This window comes from Bradyrhizobium sp. CCBAU 51627 (genome assembly GCF_028128765.1).
Taxonomy (GTDB): domain Bacteria; phylum Pseudomonadota; class Alphaproteobacteria; order Rhizobiales; family Xanthobacteraceae; genus Bradyrhizobium.
Genome location: NZ_LBJG01000020.1, coordinates 1 through 22,984, shown reverse-complemented (window position 1 = coordinate 22,984; position 22,984 = coordinate 1). Strand labels below are relative to the sequence as shown.

28 protein-coding genes, 1 tRNA gene and 1 pseudogene are annotated in these 22,984 nt (G+C 61.3%); 16 read left to right on the top strand and 14 right to left on the bottom strand.

Annotated features, from left to right (window positions below):
• Positions 1–276 precede the first annotated feature (276 nt).
• A complete protein-coding gene (locus XH88_RS10350; RefSeq protein ID WP_128968237.1) occupies positions 277–525 on the bottom strand; it encodes a DUF6894 family protein in 249 nt (82 codons plus the stop codon).
• A gap of 870 nt (positions 526–1,395) precedes the next feature.
• Here XH88_RS10350 and XH88_RS39215 point away from each other — a divergent pair.
• From XH88_RS39215 to XH88_RS10340, 3 genes are all read left to right on the top strand, one after another.
• On the top strand, positions 1,396–1,674 hold the full coding sequence (locus XH88_RS39215) for a cold-shock protein (RefSeq protein ID WP_128968239.1): 279 nt from the start codon (positions 1,396–1,398) through the stop codon (positions 1,672–1,674).
• 229 nt (positions 1,675–1,903) lie between these two features.
• Positions 1,904–2,587 carry an IS5 family transposase gene (locus XH88_RS10345; protein ID WP_244659485.1) on the top strand — a complete coding sequence of 228 codons (684 nt, stop codon included), beginning with the start codon at positions 1,904–1,906 and terminating at the stop codon, positions 2,585–2,587.
• Complete coding sequence (locus tag XH88_RS10340) at positions 2,568–2,666, top strand: hypothetical protein (RefSeq protein WP_244659486.1); 99 nt, start codon at positions 2,568–2,570, stop codon at positions 2,664–2,666. Before XH88_RS10345 ends, XH88_RS10340 begins: the two co-directional genes overlap by 20 nt.
• On the opposite strand, the gene XH88_RS10335 is transcribed toward XH88_RS10340, so the two are convergent.
• On the bottom strand, positions 2,663–3,922 hold the full coding sequence (locus XH88_RS10335) for a GAF domain-containing sensor histidine kinase (RefSeq protein WP_128968240.1): 1,260 nt from the start codon (positions 3,920–3,922) through the stop codon (positions 2,663–2,665). The genes XH88_RS10340 and XH88_RS10335 overlap by 4 nt on opposite strands.
• 90 nt (positions 3,923–4,012) lie before the next feature.
• On the opposite strand from XH88_RS10335, the gene XH88_RS10330 reads away from it, so the two are divergent.
• Positions 4,013–4,408 (top strand): response regulator, encoded by a 396-nt coding sequence (locus XH88_RS10330; protein WP_128968241.1) that lies wholly within the window; start codon positions 4,013–4,015, stop codon positions 4,406–4,408.
• 587 nt (positions 4,409–4,995) lie between these two features.
• Positions 4,996–5,193 carry a hypothetical protein gene (locus XH88_RS10325; protein ID WP_080669694.1) on the top strand — a complete coding sequence of 66 codons (198 nt, stop codon included), beginning with the start codon at positions 4,996–4,998 and terminating at the stop codon, positions 5,191–5,193.
• Between the two features lie 1,256 nt (positions 5,194–6,449).
• Here XH88_RS10325 and XH88_RS10320 read toward each other — a convergent pair.
• Positions 6,450–7,952: a DUF3363 domain-containing protein gene (locus tag XH88_RS10320; protein WP_271615278.1), complete on the bottom strand. Its 1,503-nt coding sequence runs from the start codon at positions 7,950–7,952 to the stop codon at positions 6,450–6,452.
• Between XH88_RS10320 and XH88_RS10315 the strand changes: the two genes are divergently transcribed.
• The 3 genes and pseudogenes from XH88_RS10315 to XH88_RS10305 form a co-directional block, all read left to right on the top strand.
• Positions 7,890–8,483 carry a hypothetical protein gene (locus XH88_RS10315; protein ID WP_271615277.1) on the top strand — a complete coding sequence of 198 codons (594 nt, stop codon included), beginning with the start codon at positions 7,890–7,892 and terminating at the stop codon, positions 8,481–8,483. The two genes, XH88_RS10320 and XH88_RS10315, sit on opposite strands and share 63 nt — an antisense overlap.
• Before the next feature lie 1,014 nt (positions 8,484–9,497).
• The gene (locus XH88_RS10310; RefSeq protein ID WP_128968243.1) at positions 9,498–9,788 is read left to right on the top strand and encodes a hypothetical protein; all 291 of its coding nucleotides are present in this window, start codon (positions 9,498–9,500) and stop codon (positions 9,786–9,788) included.
• Positions 9,789–9,824: 36 nt separating this feature from the next.
• Positions 9,825–10,862, top strand: a pseudogene (locus XH88_RS10305) (recombinase family protein); the annotation flags it as partial.
• Between the two features lie 33 nt (positions 10,863–10,895).
• Here the strand turns inward: XH88_RS10305 and XH88_RS10300 are convergent.
• The 4 genes from XH88_RS10300 to XH88_RS10285 all read right to left on the bottom strand — a co-directional run bounded on the left by XH88_RS10300 (position 10,896) and on the right by XH88_RS10285 (position 11,893).
• Positions 10,896–11,024, bottom strand: coding sequence for a hypothetical protein (locus tag XH88_RS10300; protein WP_256440010.1), 129 nt, complete (start codon positions 11,022–11,024; stop codon positions 10,896–10,898).
• Between the two features lie 3 nt (positions 11,025–11,027).
• A complete protein-coding gene (locus XH88_RS10295) occupies positions 11,028–11,159 on the bottom strand; it encodes a hypothetical protein (RefSeq protein ID WP_256440011.1) in 132 nt (43 codons plus the stop codon).
• 258 nt (positions 11,160–11,417) lie between these two features.
• Positions 11,418–11,492, bottom strand: a tRNA-Glu gene (locus tag XH88_RS10290).
• A 56-nt stretch (positions 11,493–11,548) separates the two neighbouring features.
• Positions 11,549–11,893: a hypothetical protein gene (locus XH88_RS10285; protein WP_271615276.1), complete on the bottom strand. Its 345-nt coding sequence runs from the start codon at positions 11,891–11,893 to the stop codon at positions 11,549–11,551.
• On the opposite strand from XH88_RS10285, the gene XH88_RS10280 reads away from it, so the two are divergent.
• From XH88_RS10280 to XH88_RS10270, 3 genes are all read left to right on the top strand, one after another.
• Entirely contained in the window at positions 11,892–12,899 is a 1,008-nt protein-coding gene (locus tag XH88_RS10280; protein ID WP_271615275.1) for an RluA family pseudouridine synthase, read from the top strand. The two genes, XH88_RS10285 and XH88_RS10280, sit on opposite strands and share 2 nt — an antisense overlap.
• 217 nt (positions 12,900–13,116) lie before the next feature.
• Positions 13,117–14,016, top strand: a complete 900-nt coding sequence (gene rpoH / locus XH88_RS10275; RefSeq protein WP_128968255.1) for an RNA polymerase sigma factor RpoH — start codon at positions 13,117–13,119, stop codon at positions 14,014–14,016.
• A 179-nt stretch (positions 14,017–14,195) separates the two neighbouring features.
• Positions 14,196–14,537 carry a hypothetical protein gene (locus XH88_RS10270; RefSeq protein WP_271615274.1) on the top strand — a complete coding sequence of 114 codons (342 nt, stop codon included), beginning with the start codon at positions 14,196–14,198 and terminating at the stop codon, positions 14,535–14,537.
• 22 nt (positions 14,538–14,559) lie between these two features.
• On the opposite strand, the gene XH88_RS10265 is transcribed toward XH88_RS10270, so the two are convergent.
• Positions 14,560–14,754 (bottom strand): hypothetical protein, encoded by a 195-nt coding sequence (locus XH88_RS10265; RefSeq protein WP_271615273.1) that lies wholly within the window; start codon positions 14,752–14,754, stop codon positions 14,560–14,562.
• Between the two features lie 55 nt (positions 14,755–14,809).
• Here XH88_RS10265 and XH88_RS10260 point away from each other — a divergent pair, with 55 nt between their 5' ends.
• Positions 14,810–15,202, top strand: a complete 393-nt coding sequence (locus tag XH88_RS10260; RefSeq protein WP_271615272.1) for a hypothetical protein — start codon at positions 14,810–14,812, stop codon at positions 15,200–15,202.
• Positions 15,203–15,231: 29 nt separating this feature from the next.
• Here the strand turns inward: XH88_RS10260 and XH88_RS10255 are convergent, their stop codons facing one another.
• From XH88_RS10255 to XH88_RS10240, 4 genes are all read right to left on the bottom strand, one after another.
• Positions 15,232–15,852 (bottom strand): peptidoglycan recognition protein family protein, encoded by a 621-nt coding sequence (locus XH88_RS10255; RefSeq protein WP_442868433.1) that lies wholly within the window; start codon positions 15,850–15,852, stop codon positions 15,232–15,234.
• A 138-nt stretch (positions 15,853–15,990) separates the two neighbouring features.
• Positions 15,991–17,193, bottom strand: coding sequence for a GGDEF domain-containing protein (locus XH88_RS10250; protein WP_271615270.1), 1,203 nt, complete (start codon positions 17,191–17,193; stop codon positions 15,991–15,993).
• A 583-nt stretch (positions 17,194–17,776) separates the two neighbouring features.
• Entirely contained in the window at positions 17,777–18,388 is a 612-nt protein-coding gene (locus XH88_RS10245) for a LysE family translocator (protein WP_271615269.1), read from the bottom strand.
• A 68-nt stretch (positions 18,389–18,456) separates the two neighbouring features.
• Entirely contained in the window at positions 18,457–18,831 is a 375-nt protein-coding gene (locus tag XH88_RS10240) for a response regulator (RefSeq protein WP_271615268.1), read from the bottom strand.
• A gap of 126 nt (positions 18,832–18,957) precedes the next feature.
• On the opposite strand from XH88_RS10240, the gene XH88_RS10235 reads away from it, so the two are divergent.
• Positions 18,958–19,548: an SDR family NAD(P)-dependent oxidoreductase gene (locus tag XH88_RS10235; RefSeq protein WP_271615310.1), complete on the top strand. Its 591-nt coding sequence runs from the start codon at positions 18,958–18,960 to the stop codon at positions 19,546–19,548.
• 155 nt (positions 19,549–19,703) lie between these two features.
• Here XH88_RS10235 and XH88_RS10230 read toward each other — a convergent pair whose 3' ends face one another.
• On the bottom strand, positions 19,704–20,510 hold the full coding sequence (locus XH88_RS10230) for a lytic murein transglycosylase (RefSeq protein ID WP_271615267.1): 807 nt from the start codon (positions 20,508–20,510) through the stop codon (positions 19,704–19,706).
• Between the two features lie 375 nt (positions 20,511–20,885).
• Between XH88_RS10230 and XH88_RS10225 the strand changes: the two genes are divergently transcribed.
• The 3 genes from XH88_RS10225 (at position 20,886) to XH88_RS10215 (ending at position 22,549) form a co-directional block, all read left to right on the top strand.
• Positions 20,886–21,410 (top strand): hypothetical protein, encoded by a 525-nt coding sequence (locus XH88_RS10225; protein ID WP_271615266.1) that lies wholly within the window; start codon positions 20,886–20,888, stop codon positions 21,408–21,410.
• 59 nt (positions 21,411–21,469) lie between these two features.
• Positions 21,470–21,814, top strand: coding sequence for a hypothetical protein (locus XH88_RS10220; protein WP_271615265.1), 345 nt, complete (start codon positions 21,470–21,472; stop codon positions 21,812–21,814).
• Between the two features lie 498 nt (positions 21,815–22,312).
• On the top strand, positions 22,313–22,549 hold the full coding sequence (locus XH88_RS10215; RefSeq protein WP_271615264.1) for a hypothetical protein: 237 nt from the start codon (positions 22,313–22,315) through the stop codon (positions 22,547–22,549).
• Between the two features lie 185 nt (positions 22,550–22,734).
• Here the strand turns inward: XH88_RS10215 and XH88_RS10210 are convergent.
• A partial coding sequence (locus XH88_RS10210; RefSeq protein WP_271615263.1) for a group II intron maturase-specific domain-containing protein occupies positions 22,735–22,984 on the bottom strand: 250 nt, incomplete at its 5' end.

Genomic DNA, 22,984 nt, shown 5'->3' with positions numbered 1-22,984 from the left:
TTGCTAAGCTCTGGATTCGCGTGGAGGTACAAGCAGCCCGACCAACGATGCAGATTTTACTTTCCTTCAGATTTCACGATATCTGCAAGGTTTTCAAGCTGGTGCCCCAGTGCTACCCAGCTCCTTGAAATGCTCATGAGTACCGCAGAGCGCCTTGCTGAATTTTTCGAATCGGCTCCTTGGATTTTAAAGTCAGCCGCATACGCTCTGCATTGTTCAATGGATGGCATTTGCGCTCCTCCGCATAGATGTGGAAAGTCTCGCCGATAGGTGGCTTTATTGCTTGTATCGTTCGGTCTCAAACGAGAAACCGGCTGTTAGCACTGGTCCGACCGCGTCGCGGACTTCTACTGCCATCTGATGGCCTAGCTGAGATTTCGCTTTCGTCCATATCGTTTGCTTAGTCATACTTCCCAATGCCCGTGCGGCCTCGATCTGCACTGCTTTGAGATTGGATAGTTCCAGCCCCTCCTCATCGGGATAGAGGTCTGCGCCATCGCGCATGTCGAAGAAGTAAATTGTCATCTTGGCGCTCCCAATTTTAGGCGGGAGCACACGCGGTCTCTCAGCCACCGACGCCTCGGACTCGGTCGGTGATGCGAATGCAATTCAGGGAGCCTCGGTTGGTTGCTTGCTAACTGAATATAGGTGCACAGAGGTCAGACTTTACGATGGCGGCTGCAGTCCCGGTGAGGTCAGCCATTTGTTCATCTCTCCAGCAACGTCGATCTGCTTGGCCTTCCGTAAAAGTTCCGTCCGCCGGACTCCAAGGGGCATTCCCTTGGCCTGTGCGCGCAGACTGTTTGCCTCTTGCGCGAGACGATACTCGAAGGTCGATGAGTGTGCCGGGGATCGTTGAGTCGACATACTTATGCTCCGCTGCGGGTTGAGCGGGAGCGCAATACAATGCGTTCACATCACCGATAGATGCTAAGGGCCGCTCGGTGGTGGCGAGAGAGTGCGCTCTTTTCGGATAGATAGCCACCGCATTGTTTTAATCTGCGACCGGAACCATGCGGAAGGTTCCGCTTTTTGGTCGCCTCCGACTGCTCAAGATTATCTCCCGCCAGACACCCTTGGAAGCCTGTCGGACCTGATGATGTAGCGAAAACCACCCCTCCGTTGGCCGCAGGCATGGTCATTCGCGTCGATTTGTGTGATTACTGACAGCGGCGAGCGCCAGATATGGCTTGCGGCCACGGGGCGCAACGAAGCCGTTGACCATGTGCTTGATGCCATTCCCGAAGGCTGGACCGCCTCCTTAGTTCAGCGGGAGCTGGGGCGGACGACGCCGCAGCGTTGAACATGACGCCAGGAGAGGTCCGACAGCATAAAGTGTCCTGAAATCGTAACTGCGGGCTAGGTCGAAAGCATGGGCCTATTGAGGTGTCGGAAATGATTGCGACCGGTCGTGTGACTTGGTTCAGATTGGAGAAGAAGTTTGGTTTTGTAACTCTGGACTCGGGGGAAGACGCCTTTCTGCATATAGCTGTCCTAAAGACCGCAGGGTATGTGACGCTTCCGGCGGGGACCACTGTGCAAGTTAGGGTCGCTAGGGACGGGTCTAAGCTCCGGATTGCCGAGCTTGTATCGGTGGATACCAGCACTGCTGATGGCGGTGAGCCGCAGCCTGTGATGCGAAAGCGTGGAAGGGAGCCCACCGCTGAGGGATAGACGTCAACGCAACCACCTAGCTCCTGCTAGCGGCTTTACGCGATCTACCTCTTGGTACGAGCCTACATCCGCGCTGAGTCCGCTGCGGGTCATTTTCGACGCATTTGGCAGGGATTGAGGACTGGTTGATGTCCGCTCCTGTCCGTAAGCGCCGTACCAAGAGCGGGCCAGGAGAGTTGCGTTTGGCCGGACTGCCGTGATTCAAGGTCCCGAACTGGGGACTCGAATCATGCGCTACGAACTCGCCGACCATGAATGGACCGCCATCAAGCCGATGCTGCCGAACAAGCCGCGTGGCGTTCCTCGGGTGAACGACAGTCGGGTCCTGAATGGCATTTTCTGGGTCCTCCGATCAGGAGCACCCTGGCGTGATCTGCCGACGGCGTTTGGCCCATACACCACTTGCTACAACCGTTTCGTTAGGTGGCGGCGGGCCAACGTTTGGGGCCGCATCATAGAAGCGCTTGCCACTGCCCATGATGCCGCTGTCCAAATGATCGACACCTCCATTGTCCGCGTGCATCAGCATGGAGCCTGCATCAAAAGGAACCAGCGCCAATCGATGGGAAGGTCCCGCGGCGGCTTGACGAGCAAAATCCATGCGATGGTCGATGGCAATGGTCTGCCGGTACGGCTGGCGCTGAGCCCGGGTGAGGCCCATGACGTTCGACTCGCCGGAAAACTGCTGTCTCGTCTGAAATCCGGGTCGATGCTGCTTGCTGACCGTGGGTATGATGCGGACTGGGATCAGGGAGCTTGCCATGAAGAAGGGCGCGTGGGCAAACATCTCGCCGAAAAGCAATCGCAGCGATCCGATTTGCTTCAGCCCTTATCTCTCTCGTGCTCGCAACCAGGTCGAGCGGTTCTTCAACAGGATCAAACAATGTCGTCGGGTGGCGACGCGCTACGATAGGCTCGCCGCCAACTACCTCGCATTCATTCAACTCGCGTCAATCCGGCTATGGCTGCGCCTTAATGAGTCCGCGTCCTAAGTCGTTGCAGGCATGCTGAACTCAAAAATTGTCTCTTTGCCGCTCGAGACGACCTTAAGCGTCCCGTCATGGGCTCGCGCAATCTCGGATGCGATGTAGAGGCCGAGACCTAAACCTTGCTGGCTGGGACGGTCGCCGCGGGTGTAAGGCAGAAACAGGCTTTGCATCGCCTTGTCCGAGATCGGCGTACCGTAATTTGTCACCCTGAGGGTAAAACTTCCATCGCTCGTCCTTGCCGAAACAATGATTGGCTTGTCGATGTCGCCATAGGTGACCGCATTCCCGAGTAAATTGGAGAACAATTGGCTGATTTTGATGCGATCGCATCGAACCGGCTCGTTTAGGGCAATATCGGTCTCGATGTTAAGGCTTGGCCACGCCAGACGCATTTCGTTGATGACGTGTTCGATCACGGGGGTCAGTGGCTCGTTTGCGTCGGGCCTGATCGTCAATCCGCCGCCGAGGCGGCCGCGGGCAAAATCCATGATGTTGTCCACCAGACCCGCCATTCGCATCACGGATTTCTGGATTGATGCGACGATGTCGGGCGCTCGCTCGCTATTCGCATTCTTGAGGAGAACACGCATGCCGCCGGCTATTGACGCCAGCGGATTGCGGAGGTCGTGTCCCAGCACGCCGATAAATTGCTCGCGCAGCTCCGACGTCTTCCGTTCGTCAAGAAGATCGGCTCGGGTGCTTTTCAGGTCCGCTTCGGCAGACTGCCGCCCCACCTCACTGGCCAGCAGGCTTTCTGATCTCTTGGCAAGGTCGGCCTGAGATTGCTCGAAGCGCTCGTTGAGATCCAAATGCGCAGCGATCAATTCCCCAAAAAGCCGCAAGCTTTCGACGATCTCAGGTCGATTTAACTCACGCGGTCGCGGATCGATCGCGCAGAGCGTGCCCCAGATGTCTCCGTTCGCACGCTTGATCGGAGCTGAGATGTAGCTCCTGAAGCCATACATGCGTGGCGTCGGGTGATTGCAAAATCTGGAATCCGTCTCGACGTCATCGATGACAACCAGTTCGCCGTGGCCGCGAATTTCATTGCAGATCGTTGTTTCGACGTGAAGCTCGCTCCCTTCCACGAGGCCGAAATCTATGCTGTCGCGAACAGCACAGCACAACCAGCGATCGCTGGTCACCCTGGCGACCGCTACGAAGCCCATGCCCGTTAAGCGGGTTACGGCATCCAAAATTTTCGGAACAGCATTGATTTGCTGAACGGCGGTGATTTCGCCGCTAAGTTCGGTTATCATTGAACTATACTCAGGGGAGCATCTGGGTTCCTGACCCAACTCTGGAAGAGATAGAATGTTCTCGGAACAACGCGAGGCGGGAGCCGTTGCGTGTTGACCTCTAGAGTAAAGTACCCCTATTCGGTGGCTCACAAATCTGTTGTTTTGATAGTCGAGGACGAGTTCCTCATTCGTCTGAATGCGGCTGAGATGGTACGCGAGCTGGGCTACGAGGTCATAGAGGCCGCCGATGCGGATCACGCAATCGAGCTCCTGGAGAACACCGCCGATATAGCGATCGTATTTACCGATATCCAGATGCCCGGCTCGATGGATGGCCTGGGACTTCTAGCCACCGTTCGCGACCGTTGGCCTCCGATCGCACTGCTGGTCACTTCGGGCCAGGTAGAACCTGCCGTCGACGATCTTCCCGCCGGAGCCCGCTTCCTGGCCAAGCCCTATGTGCAGAGGCAGCTCGGCCAGCATCTCCATGCTCTCACCGGATGATGGCCAGCCGCCCGTCCCCTGTGTTTTGATTTCGATGCGGGCCTGCGAAGGTTTGGAAAATGGTCAATCATGCAGCGTGCTTAAAGCGTCTATCTGGGTCAGAAGGACAGCTTACACTCTTGCCTTGGCGGGAGTTCCCAATGCCTGGCGAAATTGGCTTCCGCATAGGCGTGACCGTACTCGGGACTATCCCGGTCGTGTTGGTGATCGCCGCCGTTTTTTGGAAGTGAGCCGCCCGATCCGGAGACGCAATCGACTGCCAATCTACTTTCGGCAGCAATGGACCAAGATTGATCTGGCTCGGTGGTAAGAAGACTGCTATAGGATTGGTATCACCGCGCGCTTCGTGGCTGTTATCGGTGACTGAGAGCTTTGCGCTCCCGCCTCAACCCAGTGAAGGCGGTAAGATGTCAAAATCCGACAAATTCGAAATCCGTGAGTGGCTTGTGCCGCCGCTGTTGGTGCCGGTCTTCCTCGCACTGCTGATCGCGGTTGTGGCTATTCTATAGCTGCAAGCGGTTCAGCAACCATGCGTTCAAAATGCAAATCGAATGCCTGGAGCAAGTTTGGGCCAATGGGAGCCGATAATGGCAAACACCGCAATCATCAGGGATGCCTACGGCGTTCCGGCAATTTTCGTTGGCTCGAAAACAGGCCGGGACGATGCGCCTTTTGTTTTCGTGAGCGTCGGGGGTGAGGAGCGCCGGATGCGCTGCTCTGAGTGGGATGCTCTTCCAATCTGGACCGGCCAGCGTCCTTCTTGGGTCAACAAAGGTGGATCATGACGGGACCTTCGGTGTGAGCAGAACTCGATCCGGTATGCGGACGGCGGCGCTCCTGCTCGCGTCGGGATTAAGCACATCTGCGTTATCCGCTTCCGTAGCGGAACCGAATTGCAGCGCGATCGAGAGCACCAGTGCCCGGCTCTCTTGTTACGATGCGGCGTTTCCGCCAAAGGCCAAGAAGCCCGCCGAAACCGATAGTGCCCCATCGTCAGGGTACAAGGACCCATTCGTTGCGGAAGAGGCTCGAACCGCCGCAAAGCTGAAGAACATTTGCCGCGGTTGCTGAGCTTCGCCGACCGAGCGGGCGTATCCGATCATGTACGCTCCTATTTGAGGGTTCAATTTGATGACGAACGAGGATGCAAGAGGTCGTCGGACGGGCTGCCAACGAAGGCGAGCCCTTCGTTTGGCGGGTGCGGTGTTGGATGACAGGGCCGACAGCTCCGCGAGTTCGCAGGAGCACCAGATGCGCAAGCAGCGTCTTCTCGACGGGCCCGCGGAGTTTCGGGAAGTTCGAGTCGATCGTTCAGAGAAGACTTCAAGCGACGCTGATTGATCAGCGTTTCTCGCTGCCTACGTGTTGTTTCGTCGCGGAGCGATGACGGTGCATGGAACATCAGGGTATTGAGTATACGGTGGTTCAAACGATCAATCCACCTGGCTGGAAATGGTCGTTTGAGCGAGCCGGTCGGTCATCGAAAACAGGCATCGGCTTCAATCGAGCAGAGGCTATCATCGCAGCTCAACGTGCCATCATCCAATGGCTCAGGGAAAAGCAGCTTCGATCAAATACGCTCGGTCTGCGACCTACCGATTCTTGAATTATCTTTGACCTCGGGCGTTGCCACTCGATGCCGATGAACCTTAGGGCGACACGTCGGGACTAACCTTTGTCGGGATTTTACCCTCACCCTCCCGGGGCTGGTGATCCGCCGCCTGCGCTTTATTTAAGCGGGTGGCGTTTTTTGTTCCCTTTGTCCCAAGCGATGACTCTCTGACAGATGTTTGGGTTTGCTATCGGCGCATCGCCATATATTGCGCTGCCGGCGCGCCTCCACCGGCACAGGCTGACGTCGCTCGTATCATCGTCGTTCAAGGTCAGCGACCGATCCGTTTCAAGCCACGGGTAAAGCACCTCATGGTGCACAGGTGTGGTCTGGTCTCCGCAAACTTCTGCATTTTTCTGCTCGGCAGGCAACCGGCTTCAGGGCTTTGTAGAAGTGATGGGGGCCGAGAGGTCGAGCTGTCTTTCTATTCTAAATTCCGAGCCCGCGTTTTCGGCCAAATTGCCAGGAAATGTCATCGCCACGCATGATGCCGACGACCTCTCGGCCGATTTCCTTCTCAATAGCCGGGCGCCACGGTACGAGGCTGAAGCCGAGTCCGCCATCGATCATGGCGAAGCGGCCGCTGGCGAGTTGGGTGGATCCGATCAACTTGCCGCGAATGGTTTGACCATCTTCGATCGCTTGGAAAGCAAGGCCTCGTTCAGCGGCGAGCTTCCGTCCAACTCGCTCGACCTCTCGACGTTCGAGCGTGGGCAGAAGGTCGGCTCTCGCACGGACGCCACCATCGGGCATGCGCCGGGCGTGGCCCCGCCGGATCAATTCGTCCTTCCGCCGTTCCAAGGCGTCCCGCACCTCAGCGCCGAAGCCTCCCTCGGCCAGCATACCGCGGTTGGGATTGACTAATTGCCGGTCGAGCCAAGTAGCGCCGTCGCTGGTCACCTGGCGATCAAGATCGAAGGCCGAGTGGACCCGCAGACTCGTCCGCCGGCCAACGCCGGCCTCATAGGCCTGTGCGCGGGCTTCGAGATCGTCCGGTATAATCCAACGGTCGGGACCTGCCCGCTCGACGATACCGGCCCGGCGCAACGCCTCCAGGCGGCGGATGTGGCTTTCGACATAGGCCTGATAGTCGCTGCCGGGAACACGCACGTGACCTGCCTCGGCAAGCGCCCGATGCTCGTTCGGGTGGTACTCGCCGGTGCCTCTCGCAAGCTCAGCGATATTGCGGTCGGCGGGACGTGGGCCGGCCGGCGCGCGCCCAATCTCGACGATCGCGCCGATCCTCGCCTCGTCGGCAATCGCAGCGTCCCTCAAGGCCACGTGGTGGACGCGTCCGTCGATGCCATCGACGATGATTCCGACCCTATCGGCGAGCTCATCAGCCAGCTCCTTGCCGATGACCCTGCCGATCACCGGGGCCGATGTCGTATCGCCGTGGAGGAGGATGTTCTCTGCGCCTCGTGCTTGCCCCCGCGCGGCGAGGGAACGGTTGATGGACTTGATGATATCGCCGCGTTCGCCAAGCTCTCTCAATGCCGGCTCGAGCCGATCGGACAGGTGCCAGACGCCGGGTTCAATCTCCCTTGCCAATCCGAAGCGCCCCAGCACCTGCAATCGTCCGATCCGGAGCGTCCGATCGAAGTCGGCGTGGCGCTGACCGGCGTCCGGCCGCAGGTCGAGGAAGCCATTATCGGCCGCCCCCACCATCGCGCGATCAATGCGGGTGAAGCGCTCGGCGGCGATCTCCGCCTGAAGCTTCGTCCGCACCTCAATATCCGTCTCAGGTCCTAGCTCTAGGGTCGCCCGGTCCTGGGCGCGGAGCCGCAACCCATCGGTGATGTAGTCCTGGGCGATAATGAGATCCTTACCGAGATCGTCCTTGCCCCGGATCACGATATGGCTGTGAGGATGGCCGGTGTTGAAGTGGTCGACCGCGACCCAATCGAGGCTCGTGCCGAGATCCTCTTCCATTTGCCGCATCACGTCCCTCGTGAAGCCATGGAGATCGGACAGACGATCGCCGTCCTCGGGAACCACGATGAAGCGGAATTGGTGGCGGTCCTCGCGCCCCTGCTCGACGAAGGCCCGGCCATCCACCCGCTCGTCATCCGGTCCATAGAGCTGACCTCGCCCGCCGTCGCGGGTCGTCCCATCGCGCTGGAGGTAGTTGAGATGCGCATGGGCAGCTCTGCTGCCGATCTTCAACCGGACGATCCGTGCCTTGACCACGACACGGCGCATACGCTGGCTCGCGTCCCGCTGCCCCGCCGCCAACTTCAATCGATCGGCCGCGGCTTGGCCCCGACCGATCCGCGAGCAACGACCTTTTTTGGGACGCGTCGACCGCGAAGGACCTCTGTTCTTGCCGCGCGACCGTCCCGGCGTCAGGGGGCCTCCATTGGCCTTCACGGCAGCCTTCATGACCTGCGCGAAGAACGACTTCGGCCGCCGCGCGCTGCCTCCTCTGTCACGGATGCGGCCGGGGCGGGGGCGGAAATCTGATTTGTCGTCGCGGCTCATGCAAGCGATGTCGCAGCCTGCGTCCTCGAACGCAATCATCGGCATGCCGCCATCGCATCAACGGCAGCAAAAACAAGGAATTGGCGGATTCAGCGCCCCCGCTCTGGCGACATCGGCTCTAAAACCAGTGTGCAGACAAGGGCTTCGAGCAAACGCTAGTTTGCTTTAATCTTGCCCTCCACCGTAGCTTCGCCGATCATGCGCCAATCCACGCTAGATCACGACTGCCATTCGAAAGAAAGTCTCAGCATCTGTGAGATTGATCGCGCAATGCCAAGCAATATCTCGACGTTGAGAGTACGTCTTCGCCAATACGAGTACATTCCTAGTGATCCGCAACGATCGAGTAATCAACGTAGGTCTCGCGATCTCCAACTGCACACATCCGGTTTTCCTTTCGCAAATTCGTAGCGCCAATCCGCGTCTCCGAGCTGCGAGGCAAATGCTCTAGCGGAAGCCAACGTCTGTCAACAAACAGTGTTGCGCCGGCAACATTCTGGCATCAACGACGCAGCGCAAAAGTCGGCGCGGAGCGTATACGGTTGTTGTCGGATGTCGTATAGCGATTGTTAGCACGGCCAAGACCCTGCCCAGGCCATGCCGCCGCCTCGGATGTTCACGAATGCTTCGATCGCCGGTAGGAGCACGCATGTGGTCATCGTGGTGGCGGCAAGATCTCCCCGTTGATCGCTTGGCCGCGCGATTTCCGGGCAGCGGGCGCGGTCAATGACGCGCTCACTTGGGAGCGCGCCGCGAAGCGGTCGAAGATCATTGACCGCGACCGTTGCCCGGAACACGATGGCTCGCTTGCGGTCAGCAAGTGGTGGTGAACCACTTGCAGCGCTGCGAGCCGGGCAGGCGAAAACCACCCGCTTCGCCGAGCGGACGCCCACCCAAAGTAGCTCAGTCCTACATGACAGACGCAAGTGAGACTGTATCCCAGGATCGTCCTGGCGGTGGGACAAACGGAAGCCACTCCGCCGTTCGCTTGTCATCGTGCGCTATGCTGCGAAGGCCGCCACCATCGATTGCGCCGGCGCTCCCATTGCATTCCCTAGCGGGATGGCTCGCAACGATCCGCATCGAACCAAGCGCAAGCTGCCGACAACAGCGCAAGGCAGCGCGGCCGCCGGCCCCCTTCCGTCGACCTGCGATGGCGGTGATGACCCAGCCTGCGAAACCATCGCTGTCGTCGACGACTTACCGACAAAGATCGCCATATCTTCGCGCGAATTGGACGTCATTGACGCGTTCTTGGGACCGCTGCTCGATGACCTGCTCAAATGATTTCGACTCGCGAAGGAGCCGTTCGTGAATTTGCAAATGTCCATCCCCTCGCGTGCTGCACTCTACCTGCGAGTCTCGACCATGAGGCAGGCCGAAGTCGATCTCTCGATCCCTGACCAACGCTCGCAGACAGCCTCCTATTGTGAACGGCAAGGGTGGCAGGTCATCGCGGAGTATGTCGAGCCCGGCGCATCTGCGATGGACGACCAGCGCCCGGAATTCCAGCGCATGATTGAGCGCGCGTCCGACGACGATCGGCCCTTCGACGTTATCGTGGTGCACAGCTTTAGCCGTTTCTTCCGCGACGCGTTCGGGCTTGAGATGTACATCCGCCGGCTGGCCAAGTACGGGGTTCGGCTAGTGTCGATCACCCAGGAGTTGGGCGATGATCCCTCGCAAGTGATGATGCGGCAGGTGATCGCGCTGTTCGACGAATATCAGAGCCGCGAGAACGCCAAGCATGTGCTGCGAGCGATGAAGGAGAACGCTCGTCAGGGCTTTTACAACGGCTCTCGCGTGCCACTCGGCTACACCGTCGCGGACGTCGAGAAACGTGGACACCGGACAAAAAAGCGCCTCATCATCGACCCTGTCGAAGCAGAGACTGTGCGGTTGATCTTCAAGCTCTACCTCAACGGTGAAGCAACGAGTGGGCCTCTTGGCGTCAAGGAGATTGCCAAAACCTTGAACACGCGCGGCATGCGAACGCGGCTCGGCGCGCGCTTTGGCGTGGGGCCGGTGCACAAGATCCTGACCAATCCAATCTATATCGGCGAGTGGCGCTTCAACCGGCGCCATGCAAAAACCGGACGCGAGAAACCGGTCACGGAAATCATCGCCGTGGAGGTGGCGTCCATCATCGAGCGCGCCGCCTTCGACGAAGTCCAGCGCACGCTCGTCGCGCGCAATCCACGAACGACGCCGCCAAGGGTGACCACGGGACCGATTCTACTGACGGGGCTCGCGCACTGCGCTAGTTGCGGCAGCGCCATGACGATGCGCAGCGGAACCTCCAAAACCGGGCGAGTTTATCGATACTACTCCTGCTCAGCTGCTGCACGTATGGGCAAGACCGCGTGTAAGGGGCGGTCGATCCCAATGGACAAGCTAGACCAGTTGGTGACCAGCCATATTGCCGATCGTCTGCTGGTTCCAGATCGTATCACCGCTCTCCTTGCGGAAATCGTTCAGAAGCGAGCGGTGGCCGGTGGCGAAGTCCAGGACCGCATCGACCAATTGTCACGGCAGGCAAGGGCCGCTGAGGAAAAGCTCCGGCGCCTCTATGCCCTGGTCGAAGATGGCATCACGGATCTGGACGAGGTCTTGAAAGCTCGTCTTGCCGATATCAAGGCAGATCGAGATCAGGCGCAAAGCGCGCTTGACCGGATCAAAAGCCGATCGTCAACCGCGTGCATCGACCGGAGCAAAATCGAACGCTTCGGCTCCCTGATGCGCGAAAGCATAACCGCGGGCAGCGTTCCGTTCCGCAAATCCTATCTGCGCTCACTGATTGATGCGGTCGAGGTTGATGACCGCGTCATCCGTATTCACGGGTCAAAAACGACCCTCGAACAAGCCATTATGGCCGGCGATCAACCGGAAAGGAGGGTTCGCGGTTTTGTACGCAAATGGCGCTCCCTAGGGGAATCGAACCCCTGTTTCAGCCTTGAGAGGGCCGCGTCCTAACCGCTAGACGAAGGGAGCGTGAGGGCTAGCCAATAGCCTCGAAATTTGTCCGCCGCAAGGACTGAACCGGCCTTTTATGGCTCATTGGCAAATTTCAGCTTTCCGGCCGGCTTGAGCGTCTGGGCATCGAAGGTGCGAATCTCGGTAACCCCGCCGATATCGAGCGTGACGACGAGACGGTCGCCGGCAACGCCGGTGGAGACGATTTTGGCGCCTTTCGGCAGGGTGGCGATGACGTCGCCCACGGGCCCGGCCACCCTTCCCTCCGACTTGAAAAGGCGGTAGCCCACCGCAATCAGGACGGCGCAGACGGCCAGCGCCGTGGTCAATCCCGCGATCAGCATCATCCGCCGCACCCGCGCGAACAGCGCGGCCTGCTCGGGGGTCGGTTCGGGAACAGCGGTATCAGACGTCGTCATGGAAAGCTCAGGTTCAGCGCAGAGGTTGGAAGTCGTGGTCGAAGGCGACGAGGGCTCGGCCCGGCTCGACCGCGTGCTGGCGGCGCGCCTTCCCGAGTTGTCGCGATCAAGGCTCAAAACCTTGATTCTGGCGGGCGCGGTGAGCCTGAAGGCCGCCGAGGTCCGCGACCCCGCTTATCACGTCACTTCCGGCGATACGATCATAATCGACGTGCCGGAGGCGGCCCCGCCCGAGCCTAAGGCTGAGGACATCGCGCTCGATATCGCGTTCGAGGACGACGACATCATCGTCATCAACAAACCCAAAGGGCTGGTGGTGCACCCCGCGGCCGGCCACGAGACCGGCACGCTGGTGAACGCCCTGATCGCCCATTGCGGCACCTCGCTGTCGGGCATCGGCGGGGTCCGCCGGCCCGGCATCGTGCACCGGCTGGACAAGGACACGACCGGGCTGATGGTGGTGGCCAAGAATGACCTCGCGCACGCCTCGCTGACCGCCCAATTCGCCGACCATGGCCGCACCGGGCCGATGCGGCGCGGCTACATGGCATTCGCCTGGGGGCTGCCGGGCCGGCACCGCGGCACCGTCGATGCGCCGATCGATCGCCACCCGCATGCCCGGGAAAAAATGGCGGTGCGCCAGGGCGGCCGCGAGGCGGTGACGCATTGGGAGCTGCTGGAGAGTTTTAACGGGCGCGACGGCAAGCCGGTGGCGGCGCTGCTGGCCTGCGAGCTAGAGACCGGCCGAACCCACCAGATCCGCGTCCACCTCGCCCATATCGGCCATCCTTTGATGGGCGACGCTGTCTATGGCCCCCATTTCAAGACCAAGGCGAACCAGCTCGGCCCCGAGTCGCAGGCCGCCTTGACGGCGCTTGGCCGCCAAGCCCTGCATGCCTATTTGCTGGTATTGGAACACCCCAGAACCGGAGAACTTCTTCACTGGGAGGCAGGCGTGCCGGAGGATTTGCTTCTCTTGGAGAGCACGCTGAAAGCGGCGCTATGACGCAGGGCTTTTGAAAAACCCTTACCTTACAAAAAGTTATAGCTGCCACACGGGGACGTGACGTCAGCAATCCTTCCCTTTTTGACCCCCGATAGGGTATATTGCGCCTGCGTTGGAAATGACCAACGTGGAACATCGCAGCTACGGCCGGCTTTAACAAAGCGGTCGTCTGCCTGGCCCGCCGCTATCGGGGGCCTGAACCTTGGAGGGCTTACATATGGCCCGTACCGCTGCTTTGCCGGTCCTCAATGGAGAATCCGGCCTCTCTCGCTACCTCGCCGAGATCCGCAAATTCCCGATGCTGGAACCCCAGCAGGAATACATGCTCGCCAAGCGTTGGCGCGAGCATGACGATCGCGACGCGGCACATCAACTCGTCACCAGCCATCTCCGGCTCGTGGCCAAGATCGCCATGGGCTATCGCGGCTACGGCTTGCCGATCTCCGAGGTCGTCTCGGAAGGCAACGTCGGCCTGATGCAGGCGGTGAAGCGCTTCGAGCCTGAAAAGGGCTTCCGTCTTGCTACCTATGCGATGTGGTGGATCAAGGCGTCGATTCAAGAGTACATTCTGCGTTCCTGGTCGCTCGTGAAGATGGGCACCACCGCGAACCAGAAGAAGCTGTTCTTCAACCTGCGCAAGGCGAAGAGCAAGATCAACGCGCTGGACGAGGGCGATCTCCGCCCCGATCAGGTCAAGATCATTGCTAAGCGCCTCGGCGTCACCGATCAGGACGTGATCGACATGAACCGCCGCCTCGGTGGCGATGCGTCGCTCAACGCGCCGATCCGCGACGACGGCGAAGCCGGCGAATGGCAGGACTGGCTGGTGGACAATACGCCCAACCAGGAAGCCATGATGGCGGAGCACGAGGAGTATGATCACCGCCGTGACGCGCTGAACGGCGCCATGGGCGTGCTCAACCCGCGTGAACGCCGCATCTTCGAGGCCCGCCGCCTCGCCGATGAGCCGATGACGCTGGAAGACCTTGCCGCCGAGTTCGGCGTGTCGCGCGAGCGCGTCCGCCAGATCGAGGTCCGCGCCTTCGAGAAGGTGCAGTCCGCGGTCAAGGGCACGATCGCAAGGCAGGAACAGGCTGCGCTGGAAGCCGCGCACTAAGCGCGCGGCTTTTCGCGCCGGACATTGGCGGATCGAGACGAGACGAAAAGCCGGCGGCGACGCCGGCTTTTTTGTTGTGTGAGCTGGAGCATGGTCGCGGGACATGCCGGCGGGTGTCTTGAACGCCTGTGACGGGTCGATCGACCAAAGATTATCGGGCCAGATCCAGAGAACGCGCCGTGTCGATCATCCTGCAATCCACCGTCGGCGGCTATTCCGCCCAGTTCATGCGCAAGCTACCGCTGGTCGAGCAGGCCATGCGCGACCACGGCCTCGACCCGTCGGAGTTCGTCATCTCGAAGGACTATGCCTCGACCGCGACGATCCCGATCATGGGACCGTTCTTCTTTAACTACAGCGTGTATTTCGGCGAGGAGGAGTTCACCATCACCGAGCCGAACGACATGGTGTTTCTGGATTACTTCTTCAAACGCGTGCTGGCTGCGGACGGCCCACCGGAATTGCCTGAGCAGCCGGGACTGATTCGGCGCTTGTTCGGCTGGATGGCGCAGCCGATGTAGCTCGCTATTGCGACCGGCGACATCATTCCAATCCATCACGCTTGTCGCAGAACGCTTGCTGGTGTATGTGCTGCCGCCCCGGCGCGAGGTCGCGCCCTTTTTGTTCAGCGCTTTCGAGGGAGGCGGCATGATCAGCAGTTCGATACGTTCCGGCCGCCGCCCATCTCCGATCGGCCATCGGCCATAGGCTGAACGCCGCTTTGCGGCTGCGCTCCATTCATTTTATCCAGCTACGAGGGGCGTGACGCAACACGGCGTCGCGCCGTGTCGTCATGTATTTGCGGTTCGTTACACCGCTCATCCACCCGTACAGCCGCGTGGAGAGCGGCTTCTTTCGCGCGTCCTGGTATATCCAGCGCAACAACTGCCCGGACTGGATCCGGCACGAGCTCGCGGACCAGTTCGACTGGTTCGGGAAGCACTTGCCGATTCCCGGACGCATCGCGCGGCACTTCAAGGGGCGCGACACGGTCTGGGGCATCTGCTGGTTCGACCCCGGGGCACGCGAGGCTATCAGCCGCGCGCATTATTGCGCCTGGCTGCTCGAAGAGGGAGGCCTGCCGGTGCGCGCGATCAGAACCGCGCGTCAGCGCGAGGTGATCTGGCGCGACGCGCATCAGATCGTCACGAAGCCCTGCGCCGATCTTCCCAAGGGATTTGCCTGACCTTGGGAAGGCTCGCTGCGCAGAAGATCCTAATTGCCCCATGTCCGCGCCAGCGTCGCGAGCCAGCAGCCTTCGCAATAGCGGGCATCCTTGAAGTCGATCCAGTTGTGGGCATAGACGTGATCGAGCGGGATGCCGTAACGGGCGCGCAAGACCTGGACCAGGATCTTCCAGGCTGCGACCTGCGCTTCGGTCGGACCGACCGTGACATCGGGATAGTTGCCGGCGAACTCGACACCGATCGAATTGTCTCGCACGACCTGATGATAGGTCGCGCTGTTGTCGACGTATTTGTTGTCATTGCGGTTGGCGCCGTCGGTATGAGTCGGCACGAGATTGTCCGCGACCGACCAGTAGACCGTGCCGTCAGTCTCGACCCAGACCATCACGCCGCGCCGGGTCGGATTCCTGGATTGCTCCTGTGCACCGCCGCGCGCCGAACCGGCCGGCCCCTCGGTCTGGTGCACGATGATGTTGCGCCAGGGACGGGCATTGGCGACGTCGCCCCACGGGGCCAGCCATACGATCTTCAGCCCGGGAATATCCGGCGTGCCGGAGCTGCGCGCGAGCCTGGTGAGCTCGGCGTCCATTGCAAAGCCGGGAGCGATCAGAAGAGTGGCGAGAACCGCCGCGACAAGACGAGATATCATCACCGGAATCCGACTACGGACTCGAGCGTAGCAGTATCCAACGCGCGAAGCGATTAGGATGAATCGTCATCGCGCTTTAGGCTGTTGTTTGAGCATGATCTTTTCGGAAAACCGCTGCGCACTTTTCCGTATCATGCTCTAGGCGAATTTGCGCGCGGGTTCGACTGGCTCGGGCGACAGCGGCGGGGCCGGATCATAGGTGGCAAAATCGTTCTTGCCGTTCTTCTTGGCGGCATAAAGCGCGTGGTCGGCATGGGCGATCAGCTTGTCCGGGAATTGGCCGATGCCACGATCCCATTCCGCAACGCCGATCGAGATCGCGATCGGGATGTCGTTGCCGGAGCACCCGGCGGCATCCCGGCGGCAGGCCTCGAGGATGCGGCGGGCGATCAGCGCGCCTTCGCGCAAGGAGGAGGATGGCAGCACGACGCAGAACTCATCGCCGCCGGTACGGGCGAGCATGTCGCCCGGCCGCAATCGCGTCTGCGCCATCAGGGTGAAGTGCTGGAGACAGGCATCGCCCGCAGCGTGACCATAGGTGTCGTTGATAGTCTTGAAGCCATCGAGGTCGATCACCAGCAGGGAGAACGGCTCGCCGCTGCGCTCAGAACGGGCGCATTCCTCCGACAGCCGCTGCAACAGATGGCGGCGGTTGGCGACGCCGGTGAGATCGTCGAGCAGCGCGAGGTCGGCGACCTCGTTGCGCAGGCGATCCATCGCCATCAGCAGGAAGCCGAAATTGAGCGTCATCGACAGGAAGAGCAGTCCGAGCACCAGGAAGCCATGGACCTGACCGGCGCCTCGCGCCGAGAAGTCGTAGCCGAACAGATTGCCCGCCGTGCGTATCACGAACATGGCGATGATGGCGAGGATGACCGTGCCGGACAGCCGCGCGCCCGGGCTGACACGGCCTTCCGGCGGCGACAGCAACAGGGGCAGTGCCACCACCAGCGGCACGGCCTGCCCGAGCGTGTAGCTCGCCATGCGCAGCAGCATGTGATCGAAGACGAACAGAAACACCAAGATGCCGGCGAAGCTCAACACGGTCGTTGCGATCATGAGGCGCCACGTCACCGGCTGGTCGTAGAAGCGCTGGATGCCCATGGCAGCAAGGCAGCACGCCGTGATGATGCCGACAGCCCCGGCCGCGGTCGGCACGGGGGAATCGACGAGCAGTCGGACCAGCGCGGTCATCGCGCCGCCGGCGCCGACGAACGCCGATGCCATCCAGAATCGCGCCGCCGCGAATTTGGGATAGGAGCGCGCCACATAGGCCCAGATCAGGCCGAGCGCGAGGAAGTTGATGATGAACACGGTCCAGAGTGTCAGCACGCTCAGCATGACGACATCGGGACATGCCGCGTCCCGCCCCTTCCGATTGGCAAACGTCCGTCCATCACCGCCCCCGTGTTCTTGCGGTGATCATGCGCGAGTTGCACTTAACGGAACCTCACGGCGATCGTCGAAAGCGTGCCTTTTGGTTTTGGATTCGTGAACGCCGCGTCTCGGTTATCAGATCGTTAGGCACGTCGCCGGCCTCGGTGCACGCGCGTCGAGGCGCACCGCGAAGCGGATTCGCGGGCGAAAATCACCTGAAAATGCATCTGAGCTGTGGATAACGGGATGACACAGATGTGACGACGCGGGGCAGCGCCCCGCGAATCTGCTGAGTTTGTCATCGAGGATGTTGCGAGGCTGGCCCTCCGCCGAGCGTTCCTCGTGTCGCGTTTCACCATTAACCCTTAAGAGGATCCTATGGCTAAGAAAGCGAAGAAGGCCACGAAGAAGAAGGCGAAAAAGGCCAAGAAGGCGAAGAAGAAGTAACGCGGCTTCTTTTTCTTTGCCCGGGTGGAGCACGCTCCGCCCGGGCGTCGGGTCGAAAAGAGGTTGAAGGTTGCGGGCGAACGGCCCGCTTTTTTATTGGCTACCGCTCGGCAAAAGCGAGCTTGGCCCCCAGCAGGGCAAAGCCGGCGGCAAAGGAGCGGCGCAGCCAGGCCATCACACCGGGGCGGGAGATGACGCGCTCGCGCACGGACGCCGCGCAGAGGCCGTAGACGACGAACACCGCGAAGGTCATCGCCATGAAGGCGCCGCTCAATTCCAGCATCCGCGCCAGCACATGCCCCTCGTCCGCCGCGATGAACTGCGGCAGGAAGGCGAGGAAGAAGATCGAGAGCTTCGGGTTGAGGATATTGATCAGGAAGCCGGTGACGATGACGCGGCCGCTCGAGCGCTCCTTGATATCAGCCTCGACCGCAAGCGCACCACTCTCGCGCAACGTCTGCCACGACATGTAGAGCAGATAGACCACGCCGCACCATTTCAGCGCGGCGAAGGCAAGCGCGCTGGTATGGAGCACGGCGGCAAGCCCGAGCATCGCGGCACACATGTGCGGCACGATCCCCAGCGTGCAGCCGAACGCCGCTGCCACGCTGGCGCGCGAGCCGCGCGTGAGTGCGGCAGCCAAGGTGTAGAGCACGCCGGTGCCCGGTGAGGCGACGACGATCAGCGAGGTGAGCAGGAAGGACCAGGACATGTCGTGTTCCTACCATCCCCGGCGCGGACGGAGAAGTCACGACACGGTCAGCGAAGCGCATTCGCGCCTCAGTTCAACTGGGCGATTTCGGCTTCACGCAACACGTCGAGCGGCGCCCACGGCTTGGCCCAGAACTTTGCGCCGGCGGGCAAGGGCTGCATCAAGGGGCGGCCGGAGGTCACGACGACGTCGAGCTTCGGATTGCGATCCTTGGCGACGTGGGCGAGCTCGACGCCGTTCATCTGGCCTGCGAGTTGGACGTCCGTCAGCATCAGGCAGAGCGCACCGGCATTCTTCTCCAGCACACGCTCGGCGGCCTCCGCGCTTTCGCACTGAATGACCTCATAGCCACTCTCTTCAAGGAGGAGACACAGCATCTCGCGCTGCATGAGGTCGTCCTCAACGATGAGTGCCGTCGCCGTGAATGGCTTTGATTGTCCCATTGGTGGCTCCCAATGCTTGGCCTTGCCCAAGTAATGCATGTTAAGACCGGAACCGGACGACAGTTCTGTTCCAATCTGAAAATATGTAAATTCTTGTTCCCCTTTCGGGTCTTGGCGGGAGATCTCATGACGGCGATTCGCGGCGCGGCCGCTATCACGGGAGCGGCGAGCGGCATCGGTCGTGCGCTCGCAATCGAGCTTGCGCAACGCCGCTGTGAGCTCGCGCTCGCCGACCGCGACGAGGCCGGGTTGAACAGCCTCGCCGCCGAGATCGGTGCGCAACACAAAGTCAGCGTGCATCGCGTCGATGTCGGCGAGGCCGCCGACATCGCGCTATGCGCGCGCGAGGCGGTCGCGGCGCATCCCGCGCTCAACATCCTCGTCAACAATGCCGGCGTGGCGCTGATGGGAACATTCGAGGAGATCGACCAGGCGCAGATGGACCGGCTGTTCGACAGCATCGCCTGCTCCTCACGCACCGGCGTCGGCGTCACCGACAATGCACGCCGCGCGCAGATGATCGACCGCTTCGAGGCCGCGGCCCGGACGACGCCGAAGGAGGCGGCGCTGCGCATCATCAGGGGCATCGAGAGAAACGAGCCGCGCATCCTGATCGGCAACGACGCAAGGTTCATGGATATCCTGCAGCGCTTCCGTCCGGGGAGCTATTGGGCGCCGTTGCAGCGGCGGCTGGAGAAGATGGCGAAGGGGACGTGAAGTGGAGGGACGCGCAGGCATCCACCTCATCCTCCGCTGTCATGCCCCGGCTTGACCGGGGCATCCAGCACACCGTGGCTTCCCAATTCTAGCCGCGCCGTCTCGGAGTACTGGATCGCCCGGTCACTTCGCGGGCGATGACACCGAGTATGTGGCTACTGCCCCACGAGCCGGTCCGCAAAGTACCCGATCGTCTTGCGGTAGATCACCGCCCTGTTCCACTCGCGCATCGCCTCGAAATTGGCCGAGCCTTCGCCGTAGGGCTGGCCCATCTTGAAGCCGCTCGAATGCAGCAGGTTCGCGGTCGAGGCGAGCACGTCGGGGACGCTGTGGCGGAGATCGACATGGCCGTCGCCGTCGAAGTCGACGCCGTATTTGATGTAGGACGACGGCAGGAACTGGGTCTGGCCGATTTCGCCGGCATAGGCGCCGATCAGGTCGCGCAGCGGCAGGTCGCCGCGCTGCACGATCTTGAGCGCGGCGAGCAGCTCGCCCTGGAACAGCTCGGTGCGGCGGCAATCATGCGCGAGCGTCGCAAGCGTGCGGATCACCGGCAGCTTGCCCATGTCGCCCTTGCCGAAATCGCTCTCCAGGCCCCAGATCGCGACCAGGATCTGCCGGGGCACGCCGAACTGCTGCTCGATGCGCGAGAGCAGCGCGGCATGACGCTGCAGCAGCGCGCGCCCGCCATTGATTCGGCCGGCGCCGACGCGGGTCGAGACATACTGCTCGAAAGTCTTGTTGAAGGTGTAGCGCTGGCGCCGGTCGAAGGCGAGCACGCCACCATCGGGGGTGATGCCGCTGAAGGCCGCGCTGGTCACGCCCGCCGAGACGCCCGCGGCTTGCGCGTCCGCGCTCATGCCGGCGATGAAGCTGTTGAAGTCGCCGCCGCAACGCGCGGCCTCGGCCGACCCGCCGGCGAGGGAAACAATGACGGCGGCGGCGAAAAGCGGTCTCAACATCCGAAGGAGTCCTCATGCAATGGGCGCGAAACAGAAGGCGATCATGCCCGGGAACGGGATTCGCGTCAAAACGACCGCAGCACCGATCGTGCCGGATGGCCGCGCCTGACACCGCCGAGACAAAAACCGCAAAACAACCCCATGCACAGTAGACGCGACGCGATCGTAAATTTTGCTTTTCCGAATTTAAATTGACCCGTCGGGCAAAACAGCGTTATTGTGCCAGCATCGCAGACTTCGGACGTTGGCGCCCGCCCGCGAAGCGCCCGTTGAAAGCGAACAGCGTCAAGGCTGCGGGTTTGATCCGCATCAACGTGCCTCATGGCTTCGTTCATAGACTGGGACAAACAGCAGCGTCCGCGCAGGAGACCAGCCATGACCGGAATTACCCTCACCGCCGATCAGATCCGCAACGCGCCCGCACCGGTGCGGCAATGGATCGAGCAGGAGGTGATCAATTCGCTCGGCCTTGCGCCGCGCCCGCCCGTCGCCGCGCCGGCTCAAACCGCCCATCTCGTCGCCTGCAGCGTCGACGACGTGGCCGGCGTGCTCGAGCACATCCGCGGCACGTTCCCGGCGGTCAACGTGCTGTTCGAGTTCGGCCGGCCCGGCATCAATTACGGCCAGCCCGCGGTGATGACGTTCCGCCTGATGGATATCCTGCACCACACGCGGCTGCAGGAGATCGGCCAGCTCATGACCTGCCTGGAGATGATCAATCAGGCGCTGACCGTGGTCAGGAAAGACCCGTCGGTGCGGTTCTGCGGCTACGACAATGAGGGCCATTGCCTGATCGCGCCGCAGACGCAGGCCAGCATCGCGACGCTCTGGCAGAGCATGATGGAGCGCCAGCAGTCGCAGCAGATCAAGGCGGACGAACGGATCGCGCCGGCAGCCTGAGCCTGGTGGCGCGGATCGGACAACCGACAGGCGACAGCTCGGTTTGCGGAGAATTCATCGTGCCGAACGCCAGACCACGGCTGCCCTCCTTCCGCGTGCTGCGCATCCCGCTGCTCCGCCTGCTCGCCATCAATCTCGCAATCGGCGCCTCCGCTGCCACGCTCCTCGTCGGCGGACTGCTCTGGCTCAACCCCGGACATCTGCGCGAACTGATCTTCGCCGATCGTGCGCCGGGCATCGGACTGGCCTTGCTGTTCGTATCCTTCGTCATCACCCTGGGCTCCGCCGCGATGGGCAGCGCGATCATGGCGCAGGGGCGCAAGCAGGAAGACAGTGAAGGCGGGGGCGGCCATACATTGAAGCTGGCCGCAAAGAAGGTCTCACGCCGCACGCGGCCAATGTGACGTGTGCAACGCACGATGGCCCTTGCCTGGAACCGCTGGGTGAGATCACGTGCATGCAACGCCGACAAAATGAACGAGCGATCAGGGTTCCCACGGCATGCGCCGGCGCACGATGAACAAAGTGCTTCGGAGATCCAAGCATTTGTTTTTCAAACATGCGGGAACCCGCGCGCATATCGGTTGCATATCTGATGCACCTGCTGCGACATCGAGACCACGATGATTTATCTTGCCATCGCAGAGCGCAAGCGATAATCTTCTATCTCAGGTTGTTACCCCGCCAGCCCCGGGTGACGCTGAAGACGAAGATAAGCGGCGGGCTTTATCGGCCCGCCGTTTATTGAAGTGAAGGGCCGCTCAGCGCGCGCCAGGATTCCGCTCCCGCCAAGCATTCAAACGGTTCCAAGGCCAGCGCCGCTGGTCATCAATCGTGAGTCAATATCGGCGACCCCGCGCGAAGTCATTTGACTGCGGCGCCTTGATCGACGACAAGCCGCCATGGCCAAAAAACCCGGTACCAATCCGAAGGGCGAATTCGCCTTTTTCAGCGTCGTCTACGAAGACGGCTCCCAACGCTCCAACCGCCGCGTCCCCACCGAGTTGCTCGGCGGCCTCGACGGCGACGAACCCGCGCGCACCTTCATCATGGAGCAGGACCGCGAGATCGCGGAAAAGAGCGGGCGGCCGGCGCTGGAGATCGAGCGGATCGAGCGGGTGGGAGCGAAGAAGAAGTAGGCTTCAGCCGCAACCACGTCATTGCGAGTTAGAGATGCCTCTGCGGAGATAATCTGGATTGCTTCGTCGCTTCGCTCCTCGCAATGACGGGGCGAGAGCGGGGGCAATCGGGATAGGGGGCGTCTTGCGACGCCGCCCCTCCCACACCACCGGACATACGGGTCCGTATCCGGCGGTTCAGCGGATTATGCGGGCCGCGGTGCCGCGACGGAAGCCAAGCCGAGTGATCTGAAGAAGAGCTTTGACAGGGCGCTGTTGAGCGCGAGGCTCGCTGCTAGCCGCCAAGGGCCATGTGGGCTGCCAGCGGTTTGTGCCGCCAGGTCCCGGCCGACGCCGCGGCGCCGCAGTTCGCGATAACGAGTCCGTCCACGCTTCCATTGCTTCCAGGCGATGGCGCGCAACCGTCGCCTGATCCACTCATCAAGCCCACGCAAC